This is a genomic window from Pseudomonas sp. C8002 (assembly GCF_013385765.1).
Lineage (GTDB): Bacteria > Pseudomonadota > Gammaproteobacteria > Pseudomonadales > Pseudomonadaceae > Aquipseudomonas.
Genome location: NZ_JACAPJ010000012.1, coordinates 346,412 through 371,296, shown reverse-complemented (window position 1 = coordinate 371,296; position 24,885 = coordinate 346,412). Strand labels below are relative to the sequence as shown.

General features: G+C 61.7%; 21 protein-coding genes. 7 read left to right on the top strand and 14 right to left on the bottom strand.

What is annotated here, in order from left to right:
• Positions 1 to 58 precede the first annotated feature (58 nt).
• On the bottom strand, positions 59 to 454 hold the full coding sequence (locus HX814_RS19475; protein WP_177008732.1) for a FagA protein: 396 nt from the start codon (positions 452 to 454) through the stop codon (positions 59 to 61).
• A gap of 149 nt (positions 455 to 603) precedes the next feature.
• Positions 604 to 1,950 (bottom strand): metalloprotease PmbA, encoded by a 1,347-nt coding sequence (gene pmbA, locus HX814_RS19470; RefSeq protein WP_003216094.1) that lies wholly within the window; start codon positions 1,948 to 1,950, stop codon positions 604 to 606.
• Positions 1,951 to 2,058: 108 nt separating this feature from the next.
• Here pmbA and yjgA point away from each other — a divergent pair, with 108 nt between their 5' ends.
• On the top strand, positions 2,059 to 2,580 hold the full coding sequence (gene yjgA, locus HX814_RS19465) for a ribosome biogenesis factor YjgA (RefSeq protein WP_003216092.1): 522 nt from the start codon (positions 2,059 to 2,061) through the stop codon (positions 2,578 to 2,580).
• 45 nt (positions 2,581 to 2,625) lie between these two features.
• On the opposite strand, the gene tldD is transcribed toward yjgA, so the two are convergent.
• The 8 genes from tldD to mreB all read right to left on the bottom strand — a co-directional run bounded on the left by tldD (position 2,626) and on the right by mreB (position 13,824).
• Positions 2,626 to 4,068 carry a metalloprotease TldD gene (gene tldD, locus HX814_RS19460; protein WP_010170608.1) on the bottom strand — a complete coding sequence of 481 codons (1,443 nt, stop codon included), beginning with the start codon at positions 4,066 to 4,068 and terminating at the stop codon, positions 2,626 to 2,628.
• A 16-nt stretch (positions 4,069 to 4,084) separates the two neighbouring features.
• The gene (locus HX814_RS19455; RefSeq protein ID WP_008437218.1) at positions 4,085 to 4,933 is read right to left on the bottom strand and encodes a carbon-nitrogen hydrolase family protein; all 849 of its coding nucleotides are present in this window, start codon (positions 4,931 to 4,933) and stop codon (positions 4,085 to 4,087) included.
• 48 nt (positions 4,934 to 4,981) lie between these two features.
• The gene (locus HX814_RS19450) at positions 4,982 to 8,797 is read right to left on the bottom strand and encodes a YhdP family protein (protein WP_177008731.1); all 3,816 of its coding nucleotides are present in this window, start codon (positions 8,795 to 8,797) and stop codon (positions 4,982 to 4,984) included.
• Between the two features lie 76 nt (positions 8,798 to 8,873).
• Positions 8,874 to 10,331, bottom strand: coding sequence for a ribonuclease G (gene rng, locus HX814_RS19445; RefSeq protein WP_003216085.1), 1,458 nt, complete (start codon positions 10,329 to 10,331; stop codon positions 8,874 to 8,876).
• Positions 10,332 to 10,401: 70 nt separating this feature from the next.
• Entirely contained in the window at positions 10,402 to 10,998 is a 597-nt protein-coding gene (locus tag HX814_RS19440) for a nucleoside triphosphate pyrophosphatase (protein ID WP_003216083.1), read from the bottom strand.
• 50 nt (positions 10,999 to 11,048) lie between these two features.
• On the bottom strand, positions 11,049 to 11,537 hold the full coding sequence (mreD, locus tag HX814_RS19435; RefSeq protein ID WP_003216081.1) for a rod shape-determining protein MreD: 489 nt from the start codon (positions 11,535 to 11,537) through the stop codon (positions 11,049 to 11,051).
• A complete protein-coding gene (gene mreC / locus HX814_RS19430; RefSeq protein ID WP_080673268.1) occupies positions 11,537 to 12,646 on the bottom strand; it encodes a rod shape-determining protein MreC in 1,110 nt (369 codons plus the stop codon). Before mreC ends, mreD begins: the two co-directional genes overlap by 1 nt.
• A 140-nt stretch (positions 12,647 to 12,786) precedes the next feature.
• Complete coding sequence (gene mreB, locus HX814_RS19425; RefSeq protein ID WP_002555108.1) at positions 12,787 to 13,824, bottom strand: rod shape-determining protein MreB; 1,038 nt, start codon at positions 13,822 to 13,824, stop codon at positions 12,787 to 12,789.
• A 210-nt stretch (positions 13,825 to 14,034) separates the two neighbouring features.
• Here mreB and gatC point away from each other — a divergent pair, with 210 nt between their 5' ends.
• The 6 genes from gatC to HX814_RS19395 all read left to right on the top strand — a co-directional run bounded on the left by gatC (position 14,035) and on the right by HX814_RS19395 (position 19,294).
• On the top strand, positions 14,035 to 14,322 hold the full coding sequence (gene gatC, locus HX814_RS19420) for an Asp-tRNA(Asn)/Glu-tRNA(Gln) amidotransferase subunit GatC (RefSeq protein WP_003216077.1): 288 nt from the start codon (positions 14,035 to 14,037) through the stop codon (positions 14,320 to 14,322).
• 16 nt (positions 14,323 to 14,338) lie between these two features.
• A complete protein-coding gene (gene gatA / locus HX814_RS19415) occupies positions 14,339 to 15,790 on the top strand; it encodes an Asp-tRNA(Asn)/Glu-tRNA(Gln) amidotransferase subunit GatA (protein WP_008437245.1) in 1,452 nt (483 codons plus the stop codon).
• Positions 15,791 to 15,800: 10 nt separating this feature from the next.
• The gene (gene gatB / locus HX814_RS19410; protein ID WP_003216073.1) at positions 15,801 to 17,246 is read left to right on the top strand and encodes an Asp-tRNA(Asn)/Glu-tRNA(Gln) amidotransferase subunit GatB; all 1,446 of its coding nucleotides are present in this window, start codon (positions 15,801 to 15,803) and stop codon (positions 17,244 to 17,246) included.
• Between the two features lie 193 nt (positions 17,247 to 17,439).
• Positions 17,440 to 17,811, top strand: coding sequence for a septal ring lytic transglycosylase RlpA family protein (locus HX814_RS19405; protein WP_003216071.1), 372 nt, complete (start codon positions 17,440 to 17,442; stop codon positions 17,809 to 17,811).
• Between the two features lie 59 nt (positions 17,812 to 17,870).
• A complete protein-coding gene (locus HX814_RS19400; protein WP_032899620.1) occupies positions 17,871 to 18,917 on the top strand; it encodes a calcium/sodium antiporter in 1,047 nt (348 codons plus the stop codon).
• A complete protein-coding gene (locus HX814_RS19395; RefSeq protein WP_003216068.1) occupies positions 18,914 to 19,294 on the top strand; it encodes a carboxymuconolactone decarboxylase family protein in 381 nt (126 codons plus the stop codon). The genes HX814_RS19400 and HX814_RS19395 overlap by 4 nt, the downstream gene beginning before the upstream one ends.
• Here the strand turns inward: HX814_RS19395 and HX814_RS19390 are convergent.
• The 4 genes from HX814_RS19390 to HX814_RS19375 all read right to left on the bottom strand — a co-directional run bounded on the left by HX814_RS19390 (position 19,291) and on the right by HX814_RS19375 (position 24,872).
• A complete protein-coding gene (locus tag HX814_RS19390; protein ID WP_177008730.1) occupies positions 19,291 to 20,232 on the bottom strand; it encodes an AEC family transporter in 942 nt (313 codons plus the stop codon). The two genes, HX814_RS19395 and HX814_RS19390, sit on opposite strands and share 4 nt — an antisense overlap.
• A gap of 175 nt (positions 20,233 to 20,407) precedes the next feature.
• A complete protein-coding gene (gene garD, locus HX814_RS19385) occupies positions 20,408 to 21,961 on the bottom strand; it encodes a galactarate dehydratase (RefSeq protein ID WP_088422717.1) in 1,554 nt (517 codons plus the stop codon).
• A 13-nt stretch (positions 21,962 to 21,974) separates the two neighbouring features.
• Positions 21,975 to 23,339 (bottom strand): MFS transporter, encoded by a 1,365-nt coding sequence (locus HX814_RS19380; protein WP_008437249.1) that lies wholly within the window; start codon positions 23,337 to 23,339, stop codon positions 21,975 to 21,977.
• A gap of 87 nt (positions 23,340 to 23,426) precedes the next feature.
• Positions 23,427 to 24,872: an aldehyde dehydrogenase family protein gene (locus HX814_RS19375; protein ID WP_003216060.1), complete on the bottom strand. Its 1,446-nt coding sequence runs from the start codon at positions 24,870 to 24,872 to the stop codon at positions 23,427 to 23,429.
• Positions 24,873 to 24,885 lie beyond the last annotated feature (13 nt).

Sequence of the window (24,885 nt, the reverse complement as noted above, 5' to 3'; positions counted from 1 at the left end):
GCCTTGCCCTGCGCAATTGCAGGCCCGGCGCGACACAGGAAATAAGTGATGGTCGACCCTAATCATCGGAAGATCCTTGCACCAGGTCAGAGTGAGAAATGGATGGAAGCAATTCGCAGGTCGCCAATTGCCAGGCAAAGGCCTGCCAGCGCTTGAGGCGGCAGGCACAGTGGGAAAGTTTTTCCAGGTCGCGCAACGGGCGCCAGGCCTGGTCCAGGCACATGGACCGCCAGTGCCAGGGCAAGGCGATGTCGGAGGCGGTGTCCAGCAGCAGGCGGAATGAGGTTTCGCCGATGGTCCACGGGTGGGTCGCAGTGCAACAGGCGAGGTACCGGCCTTCGGCCAGGTAATGTTCGATCAGGCGGGGCTCGTCGGGAGCAAGGCCGCAACGAATCTGACGACTCATCCAACGCCAGCTTTCCAGGTAGGGATCCTCATGCAGGACAGAACTCATGATCCACACTCATTCGGTAATGATATTTATTATTAAATGATATTGAGAATTAAAACAAGAGCCTGAGGGAATCACCCGGAATTCCAGGCACAAAAAAAGGCGCGCCACCCAATGGGTGGCGCGCCTTCTTTATGGCGTCTGTCGGCGGATTAGCTGCCGGCGACGGTCATCTTTTCGATCAACACCGAACCGGTGCGGATGTTGCTGCGCAGTTCCAGGTCATTACCCACCGCGACAATCTGCTTGAACATGTCACGCATGTTGCCCGCGATGGTCACTTCCTGCACGGCGAACTGGATTTCGCCGTTTTCCACCCAGAAACCCGCCGCACCACGGGAGTAATCACCCGTGACCATATTCAGGCCATGGCCCATCAACTCGGTGACCAGCAAGCCACGGCCCATGCGCCGCAACAGCGCCGCCTGGTCTTCATCGCCATGGGTGATGAACAGGTTGTGTACGCCACCGGAGTTGGCGGTGCTTGGCAGGCCGAGTTTGCGACCGGCGTAGGTGCCCAGCACATAGGACACCAGCTCACCGTTCTCGACGAACGGCTTGGCATAGGTGGCCAGGCCATCACCGTCAAACGACGAACTGCCCATGGCGCGCATCAGGTGCGGGCGCTCATCGATGGTCAGCCATTCCGGGAACAGCTTCTGGCCAATCGCACCTTCCAGGAACGACGACTTGCGGTACAGGTTACCGCCGGAAATCGCCCCAAGGAAACTGCCGAACAAACCACCGGCCAGTTCCGCCGAGAACAACACCGGCACTTCACAGGTCGGCACCGGGCGCGCGCCCAGGCGGCTGGCAGCACGCTGCGCGGCACGCTGGCCGATGAGTACCGGGTCCATCAGCAATTCGCCCTGGCGGTTCACGTCGTACCAGTAATCACGCTGCATCTGGCCGTTGGCTTCGGCGATCATCACGCAGCTCAGGCTGTGACGCGTCGAGGCATAACCGCCGATAAAACCGTGGCTGTTGCCGTATACGCGGCAACCCTGATGAGTACTCAAGGTGGTGCCATCGGCGTTCTTGATCCGGCTGTCGGCATCGAATGCCGCCGCTTCACAGGTCAGTGCCTGTTCAATAGCCTGTTCCGGGGTGATGTCCCAGGCATGGAACAGGTCAAAATCCTTCAAGTCCCGAGCCATCAGGGCTGCATCAGCCAGGCCGGAGCTTTCATCTTCGGAGGTGTGCTTGGCAATCGCCAGCGCTGCTGCAACGGTTTCGCGAATCGCTTCCGGGCCGCTGGCAGAAGTGCTGGCCGAGCCCTTGCGCTGGCCCACGTACAAGGTGATGCCAAACCCCTGGTCGCGGTTGAATTCGACGGTTTCCACTTCCCGCTGGCGCACCGAAGTCGACAACCCCTGCTCCAGGGACACCGCCACTTCACAGGCACTGGCCCCCTGGCGCTTGGCCTCGGCAATGATCTGCTCGACTTGTTCCTGCAGTGCCGGTAACGCTTGCGGACCGACGCTTTGGGCTGCACTCATGGTTTTCTCCACTCAAATTCTGCTTTCGGTTAAGGCCTTCTAGCGACCGGGCCGGACAAGCGGCCCCCGACTGGTTATCATGGCGGCGTTTCTTTGCGGACTGCCACCATGGTTGATTCTTACGACGACTCCCTCGATGGGGAGAAAAGCAAATCTCAGGTCAAACGCGAGCTGCATGCTCTGGTTGACCTCGGCGAGCGCCTTACAACACTCAAGCCTGACTTGTGTGCAAAACTGCCATTGACCGACGCCCTGCGCCGGGCTCTGAACGATGCGCCCAAGCACACCGCGAATATCGCGCGTAAACGGCACCTCATGTTCATCGGCAAACTGATGCGCGACCAGGACACTGACGCCATTCTGACGTTGCTCGATCAACTCGATGCCTCCACTCGCCAGTACAACGAGCGCTTCCATAACCTGGAACGCTGGCGCGATCGCCTGATCGCTGGCGATGACGCGGTACTGGAGAAGTTCGTCATCGAGTACCCGGATGCCGATCGCCAACAATTGCGCTCCCTGATCCGTCAGGCCCAGCACGAACTGGCGCAAAGCAAGCCACCGGCCTCCAGCCGAAAAATCTTCAAATACATCCGTGAGCTGGACGATAGTCAACGCGGCCTGCGCTGACCCTCTTCCCCGGGTGGCGGCCTTCGCCACCCGAAGCTCCCGTTCTTACGACCCCGTGCCACCCACGGTGATCGCATCGATTTTCAAGGTTGGCTGGCCGACACCCACCGGCACCGACTGACCATCCTTGCCGCACGTCCCCACACCGCTGTCCAGCGACAGGTCGTTACCGACCATCGACACCTTGCTCATGGCTTCCGGGCCGTTGCCAATCAACGTTGCACCCTTGACCGGCGCGGTGATCTTGCCGTCTTCGATCAAATACGCCTCGCTGGTGGAGAACACGAACTTGCCGCTGGTGATGTCCACCTGCCCACCACCGAGGTTGGCGCAGTAGATGCCGCGTTTCACCGAGGCGATGATTTCGGCCGGATCGCTTTCGCCGCCGAGCATGTAGGTGTTGGTCATGCGCGGCATCGGCAGGTGCGCGTAGGACTCGCGACGACCGTTACCGGTGCGGGCCACGCCCATCAGGCGCGCGTTGAGCTTGTCTTGCATGTAGCCCTTGAGCACACCGTTTTCGATCAGCGTGGTGCACTCGGTCGGGGTGCCTTCGTCATCGACGCTCAACGAACCGCGACGCCCGGCCAGGGTACCGTCATCGACGATGGTGCAGAGCTTGGACGCAACCATCTCGCCCATGCGCCCGCTGTAGGCGGAACTGCCCTTGCGGTTGAAATCACCTTCCAGGCCGTGGCCCACCGCTTCATGCAGCAGCACGCCGGACCAGCCAGAGCCCAATACCACCGGCAACGTACCCGCCGGGGCCGGAATTGCTTCCAGATTGACCAGGGCCTGGCGCAACGCTTCACGGGCATACCCCATGGCGCGGTCTTCGGTGAGGAAATAACGGTAGTCGGTACGCCCGCCGCCGCCGTGGCCACCGCGCTCGCGACGGCCATTCTGTTCGACGATCACGCTGACATTGAAGCGCACCAGCGGCCGCACATCCGCCGCCAGGCCGCCATCGGTGGAGGCCACAAGGATGCGTTCCCACACCCCGGCCATGCTTACGGTGACTTGCTGGATACGCGGATCCAGGGCGCGGGTCGCCGCGTCCACACGCTTGAGCAGCTCGACCTTTTCGGCGCGGCTGATCACTTCCAATGGGTTATCCGGGGCATACAGCTGGGCCACGTCCTGGGTGCTGAACGCCTGCACCGTGCCGTTTTGCCCGGCACGGGAGATCGAACGCGCTGCGCGAGCCGCCAGCCCCAGGGCTTCCAGGGTGATGGCGTTGCTGTAGGCAAAGCCGGTTTTTTCACCGGACTGCGCACGCACACCCACGCCTTGGTCGAGGTTGAAACTGCCTTCCTTGACGATCCCGTCTTCCAGGGCCCAGGACTCGGAAATCTGCCCCTGGAAATACAGGTCGGCCGCGTCGATGCCTGGCCCGGCCAGATCGCCGAGGACCGTTTGCAAGCTTTCGATGGTCACGCCACCAGGCGCCAGGAGGTGTTCACTGACTGAGGACAACAACTCGCTCATAGGTTTGGCCTTAAATTCATCGTTCTGAAGCAGGTCGCTGTGCGCCCTGCGAGAAAAAGCGCCGATGGCCCGCCACCGGCATGCGCGTCCGTATCGACGCCTGTTCGCTGCTATCGCGTTCGGCCAACAACACCGCCTCGCCTTGATCCTGTTGTGCCAGCACGCGCCCCCATGGGTCGATGATCGCTGCATGCCCGAAGGTTTCCCTGGGCCCCGGATGCACGCCACCCTGGGCGGCCGCCAGCAGGTAGCACTGGGTCTCGATGGCACGCGCACGGATCAGCACATCCCAGTGCGCGGCGCCGGTTACCGCTGTAAAGGCCGAGGGCGCGGTGATCAACTCGGCACCCGCAGCGCGCAATTCGCTGTATAGCTCCGGGAAGCGCAAGTCGTAACACACCGTCAGCCCCAGGCGGCCGACCGGCGTATCCGCCACGACCACCTGGCTACCATGAGCATAGTCATCGGATTCACGATAACGACCCCGGGCATCGGCCACATCGACATCGAACAGGTGCAGCTTGTCGTAGCGGGCAACGATTTCGCCCTGATCATCGATCAGCAGCGAGCAGGCATTGGACTTGGCGTTCGGCTGATCCTTTGGGGGCAGCGGCAAAGTGCCGGCCACTATCCATAAGGTGAGGTCGCGGGCGGTCTGTTTCAACCATGGCAGGATCGGACCTTCGCCCAAGGCCTCGGCGCGACCGATATCGGCCACATCGCGACGGCCCATGGCGGCGAAGTTTTCCGGGAGTACCGCAAGCCTTGCACCGCCCGCCGCCGCTTGCTCCAGCAGGCGCCGAGCCTGAGCCAGGTTGGCCAGCACATCGCTTTGGCTGACCATTTGAATTACCGCAAAGGACATGGGCCCACACTCCAGAAAAGGCATGAGGCCATGCTACTCCACAGGTACTCAGTTTGGCTTTTCAAATGGCTTGTCGAAGGTGATTTTCGGGTCCTTCCACGGGCCTTCTACCTTGTACTGCACGCTGGCGAAACGCGAAACACGGTCGCCAATCAGCTTGTCGATCAGGAACAGCGCCCCGCCAATGGCCGGCGCGCCGACGATCAATGCAGCAATCGGCAGGTTGTTGGTGACCGGCAGCGTCACCAGCAACTTGGCATCGACGCGATCAGCCACCAGGTCCAGGGTGCCGTTGATCTCCAGGTTACTCGACGGGCCGGTCATGGTGATCGGCTCACGGGTTACAAACACGCCGTTACTGGCGGCCAGCAAGCCCTTGACCCGGTCATAACTCAAGCCCTTGCCAAGCAAGTCCGAGAAGTCCAGGCGCAGCCGGCGACCGATGGAGTTGAAGTTCAGCAAGCCAAACACCCGCAGGGCCTGCGCACCGCCGTCCACTTCAACAAACTGGCCTTTGCGGAAACTGGCGTCCAGGCTGCCGGAGAAACGCTTGGGACCTACCCAGGCCGGCGAACCCGGCCAGCGGCCGTCCACGTCCACGTGAAAATCTTCGCTGGTCACGCTCGGCGCAAATCCCCAGCCCTTGAGCACGTCGCCAATGTTCTTGCCATCGAGGCGGCCCTTGTACCAACTGCTGCTGGCACCGGGTGCACCTTCCCAACCGCCGGCGCCCTGGAGCACCATGCCCTTGAGCCCCAGGTTCAGGCTGTTGAACGCCATGCCCCTGGTGGTCGGGCGAACTTTCAGAGACCAGGCACCTACCAGGTCCGGGCCCTGGAACAACTGGGCAATCGAGATATCCAGCGCGGGAATATCCTTGGGATCAACATCAGCCAATGGGTCCGGCGCATTTTCATCCGCCTGCACGGTCGGATCCACCGCAGGCAGCTTCACGTACTGCAGGTTGACTGCAATCGGCGCGCCCTTGGCGTCCGGCAACCCCACGGTACCCTTGGCCTGCTGGCTGTCGAACTGCAAGCCCCAGGCAGCGGGTTTACGGTCCAGCTGCAAGCTGACCTGGTCGAACTGGGTGCCGAAACCGGTCAGCTTGCCGACCTTGAAATCGGCCCCGCTCAACAACTGCTTGGCACTGCCACCCGGGTCGTTGCCGGCGTAGCGGTCCACGAGCTTTTTCCAGGGGTCGATATCCAGCTCCGACAACACGCCGCGGATTCGCAAGCCCTTGCCGGCCGGCAACACCGCATCGCCATCTCCCAGGAACAGCTCACCCCGGCCGTCGGCGAAATTGTCCGCCGGGGCGGCGAAGGTGAAGCTGCCCAACTCGCCATAATCGAACCAGTAACGGCGCTCCTTACCCTGCAAGGTCATGCGGAACACACTGTCGCGGCCCTGGCTCGCCGGCATACCGAACGGCGCCGGCAGGTCCACGGCCACGCCCTTGAGGTTGGAGCTGACCATCAACTGGCTGTCGGCGCCATCGAGGTTGAGCTGCAATTGGTAGGGGATATCGCCGGACACCGGCAACGGCTGGCTGACCTTCAGCCAGTCAGTCAGCCGCTTGACGGTCACCTGCCCTTTCGCGGTGACGCGGGTGTTGAGGTCGCCTGGCTTGCCATCGGCGAAAATCTGCGCGGTGATCGGTCGGTCGAAGGCCTGGGCGCTGATGTTCTGGCCACTCAGGCCCTTGGCGCTGTCGAAGCGGAAATCACCCTTGAGCTGGCTCAGGTCCAGCGTAGGCTCGGCCAGTTGCAGGCGGGACTTGTCGGTCTTGAAATCCACCACGATCTTGGGATCGGCGCCCTTGGCCAAGGGAATATCCAGGTCCAGCTTGCCTTGCAGGTCGCCCTCGCCTTTCCAGCCGGCGAAGGTCGAGGCGGTGCCGATCGGCGCTTCCTGAAGGATTTTCAGGCCATCGCCCAGGCCACCGGCAAAGTTGCCGGTGAGCAGCAGGTGGCTGTCCTTGCCTTCGGGGGCGTGGGGAATGTTGACGTAGATATCATTGACCTTGGTGTCGAGCAGATGGCCCTTGCTGGCCAGGATGCGCACGCCGCTTTCCTCGACAAACACTTCACCCTTGACCTTGCTCACGTGCGGCCAGCCCGGCTGGAATGCCAGCTCGGCATCATGCACCTTGAAGAACAGGCTGATATTGCGCGAGGCAGGCAGTGCGTCGTGGTTCAGCGAGCCTTGGTACTGGAAGAAGCCCTCGTCCACTGCACCCTTGAGAATCGCAGTGCGCAGCCACTCATCGAGTGCCGGGCTCAACACCGCCGGCAGGTATTTGGGGGTGAAGCGGCCATCGCCGTCGACCATACCGACCCGCAGGTCCATGTAGTCTTCCTGGCTATGGTCGAAATGCAGGCGAATCAGGAAGTCGGCGGCGACCTTGCCCTCCTCGCCCAGCACCTTGATATACGGCGCGATCAGGGTGAAGCCTTCCTTGTCGAGCTTCCACGTCAGGCGGGCGTTGGCCTGGATGTACTGCCAGGGCTTGGCGAAGATCGGAAACAGGTGCAAGGAGAAATCCTTGCTATCCATGCGCAGCTCACCCTTGCCCAGGTCACCGCTGATGCTGCCGCTGACATTGCGGGCTGCCGGTGCGCCGAAGTAAGCGTCGAAACCAATACGGTCGAGGTTGGCCGCGAAGCTCACGCGCTGGTCGGTGGTGTCTTGAGGCCGATAATCCAGCAACACGTTCCGCAGCGTGCCAGTGGCCTTCAGATGATCCAGGGTGGTGGCCACGGCTTCCGGCAAGGGTGCCAAGGCGTGCAGCAATGGCGTGATCGGCGTCAGGTCGAGGCGATCGGCCTGCAGGTTCCAGACTTCCTGGGCCTTGTCGGTGGCCAGGGTTTGTTGCAGTTGCAGGCGCGATTCCCAGCGAGTGTCGCCGAGGTTCATTGCGAGCGAGTCAAACAGCACCTTGAGGCCGCTGTCACTGCGTTGCAGGTACGCAGTGAGGGCCAGGTTCTCAATATGAGTCGGCTTGCGATCGGCATAGCTGCCCTTGAGCTGCGGGGCGTTGAGGCGCACGGCGGCGCTTTGCACGGTGCCCTTGGCCCAGGTCAGCCAGAATTCGCCGCCAGCCTTGAGTTCGGAAAGTTTCCATTGCTGGGTCAGTTTTGCCGGGATCCATTTTGCCCAGTCACTCTGGGGCAAGCTCAGGTAAGCCTCGGCTTCGCCGTCTTTCCACTGGCTGGCGCGGATTCGGGTGCGCAGGTTCAACGCCAGGGGCTGGCCGTCGGGCAGGGTCAGGCGCGCGTCCAGGCGCTGGCGGTTGGCGCCGGTCTGCAGGCTCACGCCGACATAGGTCAAGGTCAGCGGAGCCTGGTCGAACGGCTGCAGCGTCACCTGGCTGTCGAGCAATGAAACCTGCCCGACCATTTGCATGCGCGTCAGCAGTTGTTCGGGATCCAGCGGCTGGTCATCCTGCACCGGCAGGCCTTGCAGCGCCCAGTGGCCGTCCTGGTCTTCCTTCACGCTGACTTGCAGGCCGCTGACTTCCAGGTGGGCAATGCGCACTTCACGCGCCAGCAGGCTGGCCCAGATATCCGGCACCACTTGCACCTGGTCCAGGCGCAGGGCGCTGCTGCCCTCGCCGACCATCACGTCGTGAGCCAACAATACCGGCGCGAAGCCACTCCAGCGCCCTTCCAGGCTGCCGATGTTCACGGGCATATCCAGCGCAGTACGCGCCTTGGCCTCGATTTCGCCACGGTATTCCGCCACCAACGGCGTCAATTCACGGCCCAGGCTCACGTACACCGCCGCCAATACCAGCAGCAAGGCGCACAGGCCGAGGCCCCAGCGGGTCAATGCGGCAAAAAAGCGTATCAGACGCTCCATGTCAGGCGACCCTCAAAGGCAATAGTCGGACGGCAGATCAAGGCCTGCCCGTCTCGTTGATAAGAACTAACGCGAATCAGAGCAGCACCACGTCATATTGTTCCTGGGAATACATGGTTTCGACCTGGAAGCGAATGGTGCGCCCGATAAAACCCTCCAGCTCGGCTACGTTGCCGGATTCTTCATCCAGCAAACGGTCGACCACCTTCTGGTTAGCCAGGACTCTATAGCCCTCGGCCTGGTAGGCGCGTGCCTCCCGTAAGATTTCCCGGAAAATCTCGTAGCAAACCGTTTCCGGGGTCTTCAACTTTCCGCGCCCCTGGCAACTGCTGCACGGCTCGCACAGCACTTGCTCCAGGCTTTCGCGGGTGCGCTTGCGGGTCATCTGCACCAGGCCCAGCTCGGTGATGCCGATGATGTTGGTCTTGGCGTGATCGCGCTCCAGTTGCTTCTCCAGGGTACGCAGCACCTGGCGCTGGTGCTCTTCGTCTTCCATGTCGATGAAGTCGATGATGATGATCCCGCCCAGGTTGCGCAGGCGCAATTGGCGGGCGATCGCGGTGGCCGCTTCGAGGTTGGTCTTGAAGATGGTTTCTTCGAGATTGCGATGGCCCACAAAGGCACCGGTATTCACGTCGATAGTGCTCATGGCCTCCGCCGGGTCCACCACCAGGTAACCGCCGGACTTGAGCGGCACTTTGCGCTCAAGCGCTTTCTGGATTTCGTCTTCGACGCCATACAGGTCGAAAATCGGCCGCTCGCCCGGGTAATGCTCCAGGCGATCGGCGATTTCCGGCATCAGCTCGGCAACAAATTGCGTAGTGCGCTGGAAGGTTTCCCGCGAGTCGATGCGAATTTTCTCGATCTTCGGGCTGACCAGGTCGCGCAAGGTGCGCAGGGCCAGGCCGAGGTCTTCGTAGATCACGCTGGGGGCGCCAATGGTCTTGATCTGCGCTCCGATCTGGTCCCAGAGGCGGCGCAGGTAGCGGATGTCCATGAGGATTTCATCGGCACCGGCACCTTCTGCGGCAGTACGCAGGATAAAGCCGCCGGCCTCCTTGATACCTTCCAGCGCCACGCAGTCACTGACCACCTTTTTCAGGCGCTCGCGCTCGGCTTCATCTTCGATTTTCAGGGAAATACCGACGTGGGCCGTGCGCGGCATGTACACCAGGTAGCGCGAAGGAATCGACAGTTGCGTGGTCAGCCGTGCGCCCTTTGAGCCAATCGGATCCTTGGTGACTTGCACCACCAGGCTCTGCCCTTCGTGCACCAGGGCGCTGATGCTTTCGACCGCCGGGCCTTCGCGCAGGGAGATTTCCGAAGCATGGATAAACGCAGCGCGGTCCAGGCCGATGTCGACGAACGCCGCTTGCATCCCCGGTAACACACGCACGACCTTGCCTTTATAAATATTCCCGACGATCCCGCGCTTTTGGGTGCGCTCGACGTGCACTTCTTGCAGAACACCGTTCTCTACCACCGCCACGCGCGATTCCATCGGCGTGATATTGATCAGAATCTCTTCACTCATGGCTGGGTCTCGTTCAGGCGTTTTCACAATAGTGACCGATCGCTTAAGGCTTGGCGCTGGAATACGGCGTTTAGCGCACGGTAAGGTTTTGCCAACAGGGTATGCCGAATTGGCCCAGCAGTTCTGCGGTTTCGCAGACCGGCAGGCCAACGACGGCAGAGTAGCTGCCATTGAGTCCGGCGACGAACACCGCCGCCAAGCCTTGGATAGCATAGCCGCCCGCTTTGTCCTGGGGCTCGCCGCTGTGCCAATAAGTGGTGGCTTCGTCCGCTGAAATCCTGCGAAAGCGCACACGACTGCTGACCAGCTGCGTTTCGCAACGCTGGCCGTCAATCAGGGCAATGGCCGTCAAGACTTCGTGTTCACGCTCGGAAAGGGCCAGCAACATGGCCAGGGCGTCGGCTTGATCCACGGGTTTACCGAGGATCCGGCCGTCGAGGATCACGGCTGTGTCCGCGCCCAGCACACAGGCGCCGGTGGCATCGGCCAAGGTCGCTCGACCGGCCGCAGCCTTGCCGCGCGCCAGGCGTTCTACGTAGGACGCGGGCGATTCATTTGTAAGGGGAGTTTCATCAATGGCGGCGCTGACGACGGTGAACGGCACGCCGATCTGTGTCAGCAGCTCACGCCGCCTCGGGGAGCCCGAGGCCAGATAAAGCGAATTCATGCAGACTCTCCCTGTAGGGTTCGATAACCAGGCAGAGCCTCGCGATCCATTCAATTGATTTTATAGCGACGACGCAATCCACGCAGGCCAAAACTGACCCAGGGCCACAACAGCGCGCTGACCAGCGCGGGCAACACCAGCGCCAGGGTCGGTTGGCGGTTGCCGGTCAAGGCGCTAAGCCACAGCTGTACCAACTGCGCCAGGCCGAAGATCACCAGGATCACCAGGCACTGTTGCCACATCGGGAACATCCGCAGGCGCTGCTGCAATGACAGCACCAGGAAGGTAATCAGGGTCAGGATCAACGCGTTCTGCCCGAGCAGGGTGCCGTAGAGCACATCCTCCATCAGCCCCAGGCACATGGCCGTGACCATCCCGACCTTGTGCGGCAGCGCCAGGGCCCAGAACGCCAGCAGCAAGGCGAGCCACAGCGGGCGCAGGATCTCCATGAATTGCGGCAGCGGCGAAACGCTGAGCAGCAAGCCGATGGCAAAGGTCAGCCAGACGATCCAGCCGTTACGCGAATGAGTACCGGCCATTATTCTTCCCTCTGCCGAGTGGTTGCCGGGGCCGCGGCCGGTGGTTTGGCGGCGGCGGGCGGTTTGGCAGCGGCAGGTGTTGCAGCCGCAGGCTTGGCCGGACGCGCGCTATGGGCCACAGGCTTGACCGGTGTCGCAACCGGCGCGGCTGGCGTTGCCGGAGCGGCTGCCGGGGCAGCAGGTGCCGCCGGTTTTGGCACGGTGGCCGGAATGATCGGCGCGGTGCCGTTTTGCTTGTCTTCCGCTTCCTGGGCCTGGGCGGCTTCGTTGGCACGCTCTTCCGGGGTGCGGTTGTCACTGAACACCAGCAACAGGTAACGGCTGCGGTTCAATGCGGCGGTCGGCACGGCACGCACAATGGCGAACGGCTGGCCGGAATCGTGGATCACTTCCTTGACCGTCGCGACCGGGTAGCCTGCCGGGAACCGCTGACCCAGGCCGGAGCTGACCAGCAGGTCGCCTTCCTTGATGTCGGCGGTGTCTGCGACGTGACGCAACTCCAGGCGTTCCGGGTTACCGGTACCGCTGGCAATCGCCCGCAGGCCGTTGCGGTTGACTTGCACCGGGATGCTGTGGGTGGTGTCGGTCAGCAACAGCACGCGAGAGGTATAAGGCATCAACTCCACCACCTGGCCCATCAAGCCACGGGCATCGAGCACCGGCTGGCCGAGGACTACGCCGTCGCGCTCACCCTTGTTGATGATGATGCGATGGGTGAAGGGGTTCGGATCCATACCGATCAACTCGGCCACTTCGACCTTCTCATTGACCAGCGCAGAGGAATTGAGCAACTCGCGCAGCCGAACGTTCTGCTCGGTGAGGGCCGCCAGCTTTTGCATGCGCCCCTGCAGCAGCAGGTTTTCGGTCTTGAGTTTTTCGTTCTCGGCCACCAGTTCGGTGCGGCTGCCAAATTGACTGGCGACACCCTGATAGAGACGCTGCGGCAGGTCAGTGATCCAGTACGTCTGCATCAGGACCAGCGACATCTGGCTACGCACTGGCTTGAGCAGTGTGAAGCGGGCATCGACCACCATCAGCGCAACCGATAGCACGACCAGCACCAACAGGCGCACGCCCAATGAGGGGCCTTTGGAAAAAAGCGGTTTAATAAGCCGCTCCTCCCAGGCAAATGTTTTCTTTATTCATACGGCATCAAACCGGCCCGGATGCAGATTGAAGAAGATAAACGCCAACAGGCAGCACTGCAAAGTGCTGCCTGTGAGCGAAACATGGGCAAACCAGCAAATTCTTATTCGCTGGAGAGCAGGTCCATGGTGTGTTTATCCATCATTTCCAGTGCACGGCCACCGCCGCGGGCGACGCAGGTCAACGGGTCTTCAGCGACGATCACTGGCAAACCGGTTTCCTGGGCCAGCAACTTGTCGAGGTCGCGCAGCAAGGCGCCACCACCGGTCAGTACCAGGCCACGCTCGGCGATATCGGAAGCCAGTTCCGGAGGCGATTGCTCCAGGGCGCTCTTCACCGCCTGAACGATGGTGGCCAGGGACTCTTGCAGAGCTTCCAGCACTTCATTGGAGTTCAGGGTGAAGGCACGTGGGACGCCTTCGGCCAGGTTGCGACCGCGAACATCGACTTCGCGAACTTCGCCGCCCGGGTAAGCGGTACCGATTTCCTGCTTGATGCGCTCGGCGGTGGATTCGCCGATCAGGCTGCCGTAGTTGCGACGCACGTAGGTGATGATCGCTTCGTCGAAGCGGTCGCCGCCAACCCGTACGGATTCGGCATACACCACACCATTGAGGGAGATCAGGGCGATTTCAGTAGTACCACCACCGATATCCACCACCATCGAACCGCGCGCTTCTTCAACCGGCAGGCCGGCACCGATCGCAGCGGCCATTGGCTCTTCAATCAGGAACACTTCACGGGCACCGGCGCCAAGGGCCGATTCACGGATGGCACGACGTTCCACCTGGGTGGATTTGCACGGAACGCAGATCAGCACACGAGGGCTGGGCTGCAGGAAACTGTTTTCGTGAACCTTGTTGATGAAGTACTGCAGCATCTTTTCGCAGACACTGAAGTCAGCAATCACGCCATCCTTCATCGGACGAATGGCAGCAATGTTGCCCGGTGTTCGGCCCAACATGCGCTTGGCCTCGGTGCCAACGGCAACGACACTTTTCTGATTACCATGGGTCCGAATGGCCACAACCGATGGCTCATTCAGGACGATACCGCGCTCGCGCACGTAAATAAGGGTGTTGGCAGTGCCCAGGTCGATGGAAAGATCGCTGGAAAACATGCCACGCAGTTTCTTGAACATGGGAAAGGGACCCTAGGCAACGCGTGGGTAAAAAAGTGCGGCAAACTCTAACAACGACAGGGATTTTGGGCAAGGCGCCAATGTGCTAAATTGGCCGACTTTCTGTGCACCAACCCCCACAATCGCGGCCATATGACCGTAGAAATGCGGTAGTGTTCCTACAATCTAACACACGGATAGCTTCCGTTCTGTTTTCCACTGGAGAATCCCATGGCGCTTGAACGCTCCGACGTGGAAAAAATCGCTCATTTGGCCTGCCTGGGCCTCAATGAAGCCGATCTTCCACAGACCACCGCAGCCCTGAACAGCATTCTCGGGCTGGTCGACCAAATGCAAGCCGTGAATACCGACGGCATCGAGCCCCTGGCTCACCCGCTGGAAGCCAGCCAGCGCCTGCGCGCCGACGTCGTGACCGAGCGCAATAATCGCGAGGCTTACCAGTCCATCGCGCCAGCGGTCGAAAACGGCCTGTACCTGGTTCCGAAAGTCATCGACTAAAGGGAAAGAGCCTGCAATGCATCAATTGACTCTGGCCGAGATCGCCCGCGGTCTCGCCGACAAAAAGTTTTCTTCCGAAGAGCTGACCACGACCCTGCTGGCGCGTATCGCCGAGCTGGACCCTAAGGTCAACAGCTTCATCAGCATCACCGAAGAGCTGGCCCTGAGCCAGGCCAAGGCCGCCGACACACGTCGCGCCAACGGTGAGAACGGCGCCCTGTTGGGTGCGCCGATTGCCCACAAGGACCTGTTCTGCACCCAGGGCATTCGCACCAGCTGCGGCTCGAAGATGCTCGACAATTTCAAGGCGCCCTACGACGCCACTGTGGTCGCCAAGCTGGCCGCTGCCGGGGCCGTGACCCTGGGCAAGACCAACATGGACGAATTCGCCATGGGCTCGGCCAACGAGTCGAGCCACTACGGCGCGGTGAAAAACCCGTGGAACCTCGAGCACGTGCCCGGCGGTTCGTCCGGTGGTTCGGCGGCCGCGGTTGCCGCTCGTCTGTTACCTGCCGCCACGGCCACCGACACTGGCGGCTCGATCCGCCAACCGGCCGCTTTCACCAACCTCACCGGTCTGAAACCGACCTACGGTCGCGTTTCCCGCTGGGGCATGATTGCCTACGCCTCCAGTCTCGACCAGGGCGGCCCCCTGGCACGCACCGCTGAAGACTGCGCAATTTTGTTACAAGGCATGGCAGGCTTCGATCCGCAGGACTCCACCAGCATTGATGAACCCGTGCCGGACTACAGCGCCAGCCTGAATACCTCGATCAAAGGCCTGCGCATCGGCGTGCCGAAAGAGTATTTCAGCGCCGGCCTCGACCCGCGCATCGCCGAACTGGTGCACAACAGCGTCAAGGAGCTGGAAAAGCTCGGCGCCGTGATCAAGGAAATCAGCCTGCCGAACAACCAGCACGCGATTCCGGCCTACTACGTGATCGCGCCGGCAGAAGCGTCCTCCAACCTGTCGCGGTTCGACGGCGTGCGCTTCGGCTACCGCTGCGAAAACCCGAAAGACCTCACCGACCTGTACAAGCGCTCCCGTGGCGAAGGTTTCGGCGCGGAAGTACAACGCCGGATCATGGTCGGTGCCTACGCCCTGTCGGCCGGCTACTACGACGCGTACTACCTCAAGGCGCAAAAGATCCGTCGCCTGATCAAGAACGACTTCATGGCTGCCTTTAATGAAGTCGACGTGATCCTCGGCCCAACCACGCCGAACCCGGCCTGGAAGATCGGCGCCAAGACCGGCGACCCGATCGCCGAGTACCTGGAAGACCTGTACACCATCACCGCCAACCTCGCCGGTCTGCCGGGCTTGTCCATGCCTGCAGGTTTCGTCGATGGCTTGCCGGTGGGCGTGCAACTGCTCGCCCCGTATTTCCAGGAAGGCCGCCTGCTCAATGTGGCGCACCAGTACCAGTTGAACACTGACTGGCACACTCGCACCCCTACCGGCTTCTGAGGAGAACACTATGCAATGGGAAGTCGTGATCGGGCTGGAGATTCATACCCAGCTCGCCACCCAATCGAAGATTTTCTCCGGTAGCGCCACCACGTTCGGCGCAGAACCCAACACCCAGGCCAGCCTGGTAGACCTGGGCATGCCCGGCGTGCTGCCGGTGCTGAACCAGGAAGCGGTGCGCATGGCGGTGATGTTCGGCCTCGCCATCGATGCCGAGATCGGCCAGCACAACGTGTTCGCCCGCAAGAACTACTTCTACCCGGACCTGCCCAAGGGCTACCAGATCAGCCAGATGGAATTGCCGATCGTCGGCAAGGGCTACCTGGACATCCCGCTGGAAGACGGCACCATCAAACGTGTCGGCGTGACCCGTGCGCACCTGGAAGAAGATGCCGGCAAGAGCCTGCATGAAGAATTCAACGGCGCCACCGGCATCGACCTGAACCGCGCCGGCACCCCGCTGCTGGAGATCGTTTCCGAGCCGGACATGCGCAGCGCCAAGGAAGCCGTGGCCTACGTCAAGACGATCCACGCGCTGGTGCGTTACCTCGGGATCTGCGACGGCAACATGGCCGAAGGCTCCCTGCGTTGCGACTGCAACGTGTCGGTGCGGCCAAAAGGCCAGGCCGAGTACGGCACCCGCTGCGAGATCAAGAACGTCAACTCGTTCCGTTTCATCGAGAAGGCGATCAACACCGAAGTACGTCGCCAGATCGAGCTGATCGAAGACGGCGGCAAGGTGATCCAGCAGACCCGCCTGTACGACCCGAACAAAGACGAAACCCGCGCCATGCGCAGCAAGGAGGAAGCCAACGACTACCGTTACTTCCCCGATCCGGACCTGTTGCCGGTGGTCATCGAGGACTCGTTCCTGGCTGACGTGCGCGCCACGCTGCCGGAACTGCCACCGCAGAAACGCGAGCGTTTCCAGGCGCAGTTCGGGCTTTCGGTGTATGACGCAAGCGTGCTGGCGTCGAGCCGCGAGCAAGCCAACTACTTCGAAAAAGTCGTGAGCATTGCCGGCGACGCCAAACTGGCGGCCAACTGGGTGATGGTTGAGCTGGGCAGCCTGTTGAACAAACAGGGCCTGGAAATCGACGAAGCACCGGTGTCGGCAGAACAGTTGGGCGGCATGTTGCTGCGGATCAAGGACAACACCATCTCCGGCAAAATCGCCAAGACCGTGTTTGAAGCCATGGCCGCCGGCGAAGGCAACGCTGACGAGATCATCGAAAAGCGCGGCCTGAAGCAAGTCACCGACAGCGGCGCGATTTCGGCCGTGCTCGACGAGATGCTGGCAGCCAATGCCGAGCAGGTTGAACAATACCGTGCGGCGGATGAAGCCAAGCGGGGCAAGATGTTCGGCTTCTTTGTCGGCCAGGCGATGAAAGCCTCCAAAGGCAAGGCCAACCCGCAACAGGTCAACGAACTGCTGAAAAGCAAACTCGAAGGCTAAACGCGGTGAAATGGTCGGAGCAGGACCTCACGTCCAACTCTGACCCCTTGTGGGAGCGGGCTTGTGTGGGAGCGGGCTTGCTCGCGAAAGCGGTGGATCAGTCAGCCTATTCGTTGCCTGACACACTGCATTCGCGAGCAAGCCCGCTCCCACCCAAGCCCGCTCCCACATCTGTAAGGGGGAAACCTTGAAAATGAAGCGTCTACTCGGCCTGTTGGCCCTGTTCTCTCTGCTCGCCGGCTGCGCCAGCGGCCTCATCGACCCCAACGGCTATGACGAAACCGGCTCCGCGTCCTACTACGGCGCCAAACACCACGGCAACCGCACTGCCAGCGGTGAACCGTTCAACCAGAATGCCCTGACCGCCGCCCATCGTCGCCTGCCCTTCGGCACGCAGGTGAAGGTCACCAATCTCGACAACAACAAAAGCGTCGTTGTCCGCATCAATGATCGCGGCCCGCATACCCGTGGGCGCCTGATCGACCTTTCACGCAAGGCCGCCGAACAGATCGGTATGATCGGCAGCGGCACCGCGCGCGTTCGCGTGCAAGCCCTCAGCAACTGACCGACGGAGCCCAGGCCATTTCCGCATTAACCGCCCTCTCGCCCTTTAGCCTGATCGAACTGATCAGCGGCCTGCTGCTGTTGATCTTCGGCGCAGAAGTATTAGTACGCGCCGCCGTGCGCCTGGCGGCCAGCCTCAAGGTGCGCCCGCTGATCATCGGCCTGAGCATCGTCGCCTTCGGCAGCAGCGCGCCGCAGATGGCGATCAGCTTGCAAGCGACCCTGGCGGACAACACCGACATCGCCGTGGGCAGTGTGATCGGCAGCAGCATCTTCAACACCCTCGTGACCCTTGGCCTGGCAGCCCTGATCATTCCGCTGCGGGTCTCCCGGCAACTGGTACGCCTGGATATCCCGATGATGATCATCGCCAGCCTGCTGGTGTTTGTGCTAGCCGCCAATGAAGAACTCACGCCGATCGATGGCCTGTTACTGCTGGTGGCCCTGGTGGCCTACCTCGGCGTGCTGCTCTACCAGACCCGCCACTCCCGCCGCCCGCGCACCCGGGACACTGTGGTGCAGGCGCCGTGGCTGAGCAGCGTGCTGCTGATGCTCGGTGGACTGTTGATCCTCGTACTGGCCGGGCACCTGCTGCTGGGCGCGGCGGTGGACGTGGCCTCTGACCTGGGCCTGTCGGAACGCATCATCGGCCTGACGCTGATTGGTGTCGGCACTTCCCTGCCCTGCCTGGCCACCTCGCTGATCGCCGCCCTGCGCGGCCAGCGGGAAATTGCCGTGGGCAACGTGATCGGCAGCAACCTGTTCAACCTGCTTGGGGTGCTGGGCTTTACCGCCCTGGTGGCGCCCTCGCCGTTGTCGGTGTCGCCCAATGCCCTGGATTTCGACCTGCCGGTAATGCTCGGCGTGGTCGCCCTGTGCCTGCCGGTGTTTTATTCGGGCTACCGCGTCACCCGGGCCGAAGGCCTGGTGTTCCTGGGCCTGTACCTGGTGTACGGGCTGCACGTGGTGTCGTTCACCTTCGGCATGCCGCTGGCCAACAAGCTTGAACAACTGATGCTGTATTACGTCCTGCCAGCGCTGGTGGCTTTCCTGTTGTTCACCTCGCTGCAAGCCTGGCGCCGCCAACACAAGAGGGAATCGCAATGACCGAACAGAAAAAGCCCGGCGTTGAAATGCGCCGCCAGGTGATGGGTGATGTGTTTGTCGATCGGGCGCTGGGCAATGCCACGGAGTTCAGCCAGCCGCTGCAGGATTTCGTCAACGAGCATGCCTGGGGCAGCGTGTGGAATCGCGAAGGGTTGCCGCTGAAAACCCGCAGCCTGATCACCCTCGCCGCGTTGACCGCCCTCAAGTGCCCGCAGGAACTCAAGGGCCACGTGCGCGGCGCGCTGAACAACGGTTGCACCGTGGAGGAGATTCGCGAGGCGCTGCTGCATTGTGCGGTGTATGCCGGTGTGCCGGCGGCGATTGACGCCTTCCGCGCCGCGCAGGAAGTGATCGACAGCTACCAGAAAGACGCCTAGATCCAGCCACCCGCCTGCAACACGAAAATCCCGATATTCGTGGTCACCGCCGCCATCAAGGTGGTGATCACGATAATCGCGGCCGCCAGCTCATGATTGCCCTCCGCCGCCCGTGCCATGACAAAACTGGCCGCTGCTGTGGGCGCACCGAAGTACAGGAACAGAATCCCCAGCTCCGGCCCACGGAACCCCAGCAGCCAAGCGCCAAAGGTAGCGAGCACCGGCAGCCAGATCATCTTCATCAAGCTGGCACTCAGGGCCATGTCCCCGCTTTTGCGCAGTGCCGCCAGCGACAACGTGCCGCCGATGCAGATCAATGCCAATGGCAAGGTCATGTCCGCCAGGTACTGCCCGGAGGATTCCAGCCAGCCAGGCAAGCCGATCTGGAAATACGCGAAGGGCGCCGCTGCGATCACGCTGATGATCAACGGGTTGGCCAGCACGCTCTTGAAGATGCTCCACGGGTCGGACTTGATCACCGGGCTGTACACCGCCAGCACAATGGTCGACAGGGTGTTGTAGAACAGGATCACCAGCGCCGCGAGCACCGCGCCAAGGGAAATCCCGTAGTCGCCGTACATGCTGGCCGCCAGCGCCAGGCCGATAACACCGTTGTTACCGCGGAAAGCGCCTTGGGCGTAAATGCCACGGTCTACACGCGGGCACCGAAAGATCGCCCAGCCCCAGGCCAGGGCGAAGCTCAACAGCGTGGCAACCGCGAAATAGATCAGCAGGCCGGGCTTGAGGGCCGAATGCAGGTCGGCGTGGAGAATCCCGAGAAACAGCAACGCCGGCATGGTGACGTTGAACACCAGGGCCGAGGCGATATGGATAAAGTTGTCGTTGATCCAGTTGATGCGCTTGAGCAGGACGCCCAGGAACAGCATGGCAAACACCGGCGCGGTGATGTTCAGGGTTTGTAGGAAGATTGCCAGCATGCCGGGGAGAACCTTGGGTGGGCGTCGGTAGGTGGCTAATGATAAGCCAGCATGGCCAGCTTCGTCTGGACTACCGCTTTCGCGAGCAAGCCCGCTCCCACATTTGACCGAGTTCTACCTTTGGAATGCAGTCAAATGTGGGAGCGGGCTTGCTCGCGAAGCAGGCGACTCGGTCTTAAGTAATCGGCGCGGGATTGAACAACGTAATGTCGTTATGCAGCTTGTGCTGCTCCGCCCATGTCTGCTTCTTGCCGCTGGCCACATCCAGGTAGAAGTGGAACAACTCCCAACCCAGCTCCTCAATCGTGGCCCGGCCGGTGGCGATCCGCCCGGCATCGATATCAATCAGGTCCGGCCAACGCTGCGCCAGCTCGGTGCGCGTCGAAACCTTCACCACCGGCGCCATCGCCAGCCCATACGGCGTGCCACGCCCGGTGGTGAACACGTGCAGGTTCATCCCCGCCGCCAACTGCAACGTGCCGCACACAAAATCACTCGCCGGCGTGGCACAAAAGATCAGGCCCTTGCGATTGAACCGCTCGCCCGGGCCAAGCACGCCATTGATCGCACTACTGCCCGACTTGACGATGGAACCCAACGACTTCTCGACAATATTCGACAACCCACCCTTCTTGTTCCCCGGCGTAGTGTTGGCGCTGCGATCCGCCTCGCCCTTGGCCAGGTAGCGGTCGTACCAGTCCATTTCCCGCACCAGTTCCCGGGCCACGTCCTGGTTCTCGGCACGGGAAGTCAGCAGGTAGATCGCATCGCGCACTTCGGTCACTTCGGAAAACATCACCGTCGCGCCCGCCCGCAGCAGCAAATCCGAGGCATAACCCAGCGCCGGGTTCGCGGTAATCCCCGAGAACGCATCACTGCCGCCGCACTGCATGCCGAGGATCAACTCCGACGCCGGTACGGTTTCCCGCCGGCGCAGGTCGAGTTTCTTCAGGCGGGTTTCGGCCAGTTCCATGATCTGTTCGATCATTTCGGTAAAGCCGTGGCTGGAGTCCTGCAACCGATACAGCCATGGCTCGCTCAGGTCCACCGAGCTGTCGTTTTCATGCATCACCTGCCCGGCCTGCAACTTCTCGCAACCCAGGCTGATCACCAGGGCTTCACCGCCCAGGTTCGGATTGCGCGCCAGGTTACGCACGGTGCGGATCGGGATGTAGGCGTCGGTGGCCGTGATCGCCACGCCGCAGCCGTAGCTGTGGGTCAGCGCCACCACGTCATCGACGTTCGGGTACTTGGGCAGCAACTCGTCCTTGATGCGCTTCACCGCATGGTCCAGCACGCCCGTGACGCACTGAACCGTGGTGGTAATCCCGAGGATATTGCGCGTGCCCACGGTGCCGTCGGCATTGCGATAACCCTCGAAGGTAAAACCTTCCAGGGGCGCTTGGGCCTCGGGCACTTCGGTGGACAGCGGCAAGCTGTCCAGCGGCGGCGCCGTGGGCATGCGCAGTTGATCTTCCTGCACCCAACTGCCTCGCGGAATCGGGCGCAACGCATAACCGATGGTCTGGCCGTAACGAATGATGCGGCCGCCTTCGGGGATGTCTTCCAGCGTCACCTTGTGGCTTTGGGGAATGAAATCCACCGTCACCAGGCCGTCGGGAAACTCGGTCCCCGCCGGTACGCCCTGGTCGTTGACCACAATCACCACGTTATCCAGCGCGTGCAAACGGATGGAGCGTGGCGAATCGGCATGTTCAATCAACTGCATGACGCGGGCCCCTTCAGGAATGCGCTTGGGAAAGTTTAGTCATCTCGGGGCCTTTGGCCGGCGGCTCTTTGAGCACTACACGCTTGATCGGGCCAACGATTACCAGGTAGCTGAACACCGCCAGCAATGCGTTGGCACCGACAAACACCAGCGCCCACTTGAAGGAGCCTGTGGTGCTGATGATGTAGCCGATCACGATCGGGGTGCTGATGGAGGCCAGGTTGCCGAACATGTTGAACAAACCGCCACTCAAGCCAGCGATTTGTTTCGGCGAGGTGTCGGACACCACCGCCCAGCCCAGTGCGCCAACGCCTTTACCGAAGAAGGCCAGGGCCATGAAGCCCACCACCATCCATTCGATGTCCACGTAGTTGCACGCGACAATGCTACTGGAAATCAGCAAGCCACCAATGATCGGCGCCTTGCGGGCGAAGGTCAGCGAATGGCCCTTGCGCAGCAGGTAGTCGGAAATCACCCCGCCCAACACGCCGCCGATAAAGCCGCAGATCGCCGGCAAGGACGCGATGAAGCCAGCTTTGAGAATCGTCATGCCGCGTTCTTGAACCAGGTACACCGGGAACCACGTCAGGAAGAAATAGGTGATGCCATTGATGCAGTACTGGCCCAGGTACACGCCGAGCATCATGCGGTTGGTCAGCAACTGACGGATGTAATCCCACTTCGGGCCGTCGGTTTTCTTGCCTCTGCCCTTGTCCTGGTCCATGTCGACCATGGCCCCGTTGGCAGCGATGTGCTGGAACTCGGCCTCGTTGATCATCGGGTGCTGGCGCGGGCTGTGGATAACTTTCAGCCAGATCAGCGAGAATACGATACCGATGCCGCCCATCACCACGAACACGTGCTGCCAGCCGAAGGTGTAGACGATCCAACCCATCAGCGGTGCGAACAACACAGTCGCGAAGTACTGCGCCGAGTTGAAGATCGCCGAGGCAGTCCCGCGTTCAGCCGTAGGAAACCATGCCGCCACGATGCGCGCATTTCCGGGGAAGGATGGCGCTTCAGCCAGGCCCACCAGGAAGCGCAACATGAACAGCGCAACGATGGCCGTGGAAACACCGAACTCACCGACATAGCCTTGCAGCACGGTGAACAGTGACCAGGTGAAGATACTCAGGGCGTAGACTTTTTTCGAACCGAAGCGGTCCAGCAGCCAGCCGCCGGGAATTTGCCCGGCCACGTAGGCCCAACCGAATGCGGAGAAGATATAGCCAAGGGTGACCGCGTCGATGCCGAGGTCTTTTTGCAGGCTGGAGCCGGCAATGGCGATGGTGGCCCGGTCGGCGTAGTTGATCGTGGTCACCAGGAACAGCATGAGCAGGATCAAATAGCGGACATGGGTCGGCTTGGTCGCTTGCATGAAGATGTACTCCCACTAATTATTTTTTTTGCGGGTAATCAAATTGTAAGCCTGTGGCGGGCACGGACCCGCCACAGGGTGCAGCCGTTACGAACCGATGTAGCTGGTTTTCACCACGGTGTAGAACTCTTGCGCATAGCGACCCTGCTCACGCGAACCGTAGGATGAACCCTTACGGCCGCCGAATGGAACGTGGTAATCCACACCGGCAGTCGGCAGATTGACCATCACCATCCCGGCCTGGGAATGACGCTTGAAGTGGTTGGCGTATTTCAGCGAGGTGGTGGCGATACCGGCCGAGAGGCCGAACTCGGTGTCGTTGGCCATCGCCAGCGCCGCCTCGTAATCCGCCACGCGCACCACGTTGGCCACCGGCCCGAAGATCTCTTCACGGCTGATGCGCATCGCGGCTTCGCTGTCGGCAAACAGCGTCGGCGCGAGGAAGTAGCCTTCGGTGTCGCAGGTCACCAGCTCACCGCCGCTGACCAGCCGGGCGCCTTCGCTCTGGCCGATGTCGATGTACTTCAAGTCCTGGTCCAGTTGGGCCTGGGAAACCACCGGGCCGATGTCGGTGCCGGTTTTCAGGGCGTGGCCGACCTTGATCGACTTCATCCGCTCGGCCATGGCCGCGACGAACTGGTCGTGAATCCCGGCGGTGACGATAAAGCGGCTGGACGCGGTGCAACGCTGGCCGGTGGAGTAGAACGCGCTCTGTACCGACAGCTCGACGGCTTGCTTGAGGTCGGCGTCGTCGAGAATGATCTGCGGGTTCTTGCCGCCCATTTCCAACTGCACCTTGGCCTGGCGCGACACGCAGCTGACGGCGATCTGACGACCCACGCCCACCGAGCCGGTGAAGCTGATGCCGTCGACTTTCGGGCTGTTGACCATGGCATCGCCGACCACACGGCCGCTGCCCATCACCAGGTTGAACACACCGGCAGGGAAGCCGGCGCGGGAGATGATTTCGGCCAGGGCCCAGGCGCAGCCCGGTACCAGTTCAGCCGGTTTGAGCACCACGCAGTTGCCGTAGGCCAGGGCCGGGGCGATCTTCCAGGCCGGGATGGCAATCGGGAAGTTCCACGGCGTGATCAGGCCAACCACGCCCAACGCCTCACGGGTCACTTCAACGTTGACGCCCGGACGCACCGACGGCAGGTAGTCGCCGGACAGGCGCAAGCATTCACCGGCAAAGAATTTGAAGATGTTACCGGCGCGGGTCACTTCGCCGATGGCTTCCGGCAGGGTCTTGCCCTCTTCCCGGGCCAGCAGGGTGCCGAGTTCTTCGCGACGGGCGAGGATTTCGGTACCGACTTTATCCAGCGAATCATGACGCGCCTGGATCCCGGAAGTGGACCACGCCGGAAAAGCAGCGCGCGCAGCGTCGATGGCCGCGTGGACTTGGGCGAGGTCAGCCTTGGCGTATTCGCCAATGACATCAGACAACTCCGACGGATTGATGTTGGCCGAGTAGTCGGCGCCGGCAACCCACTGGCCACCGATGTAGTTTTCAAAACGCTTGGCTTGGGACACGAATTCTCTCCTG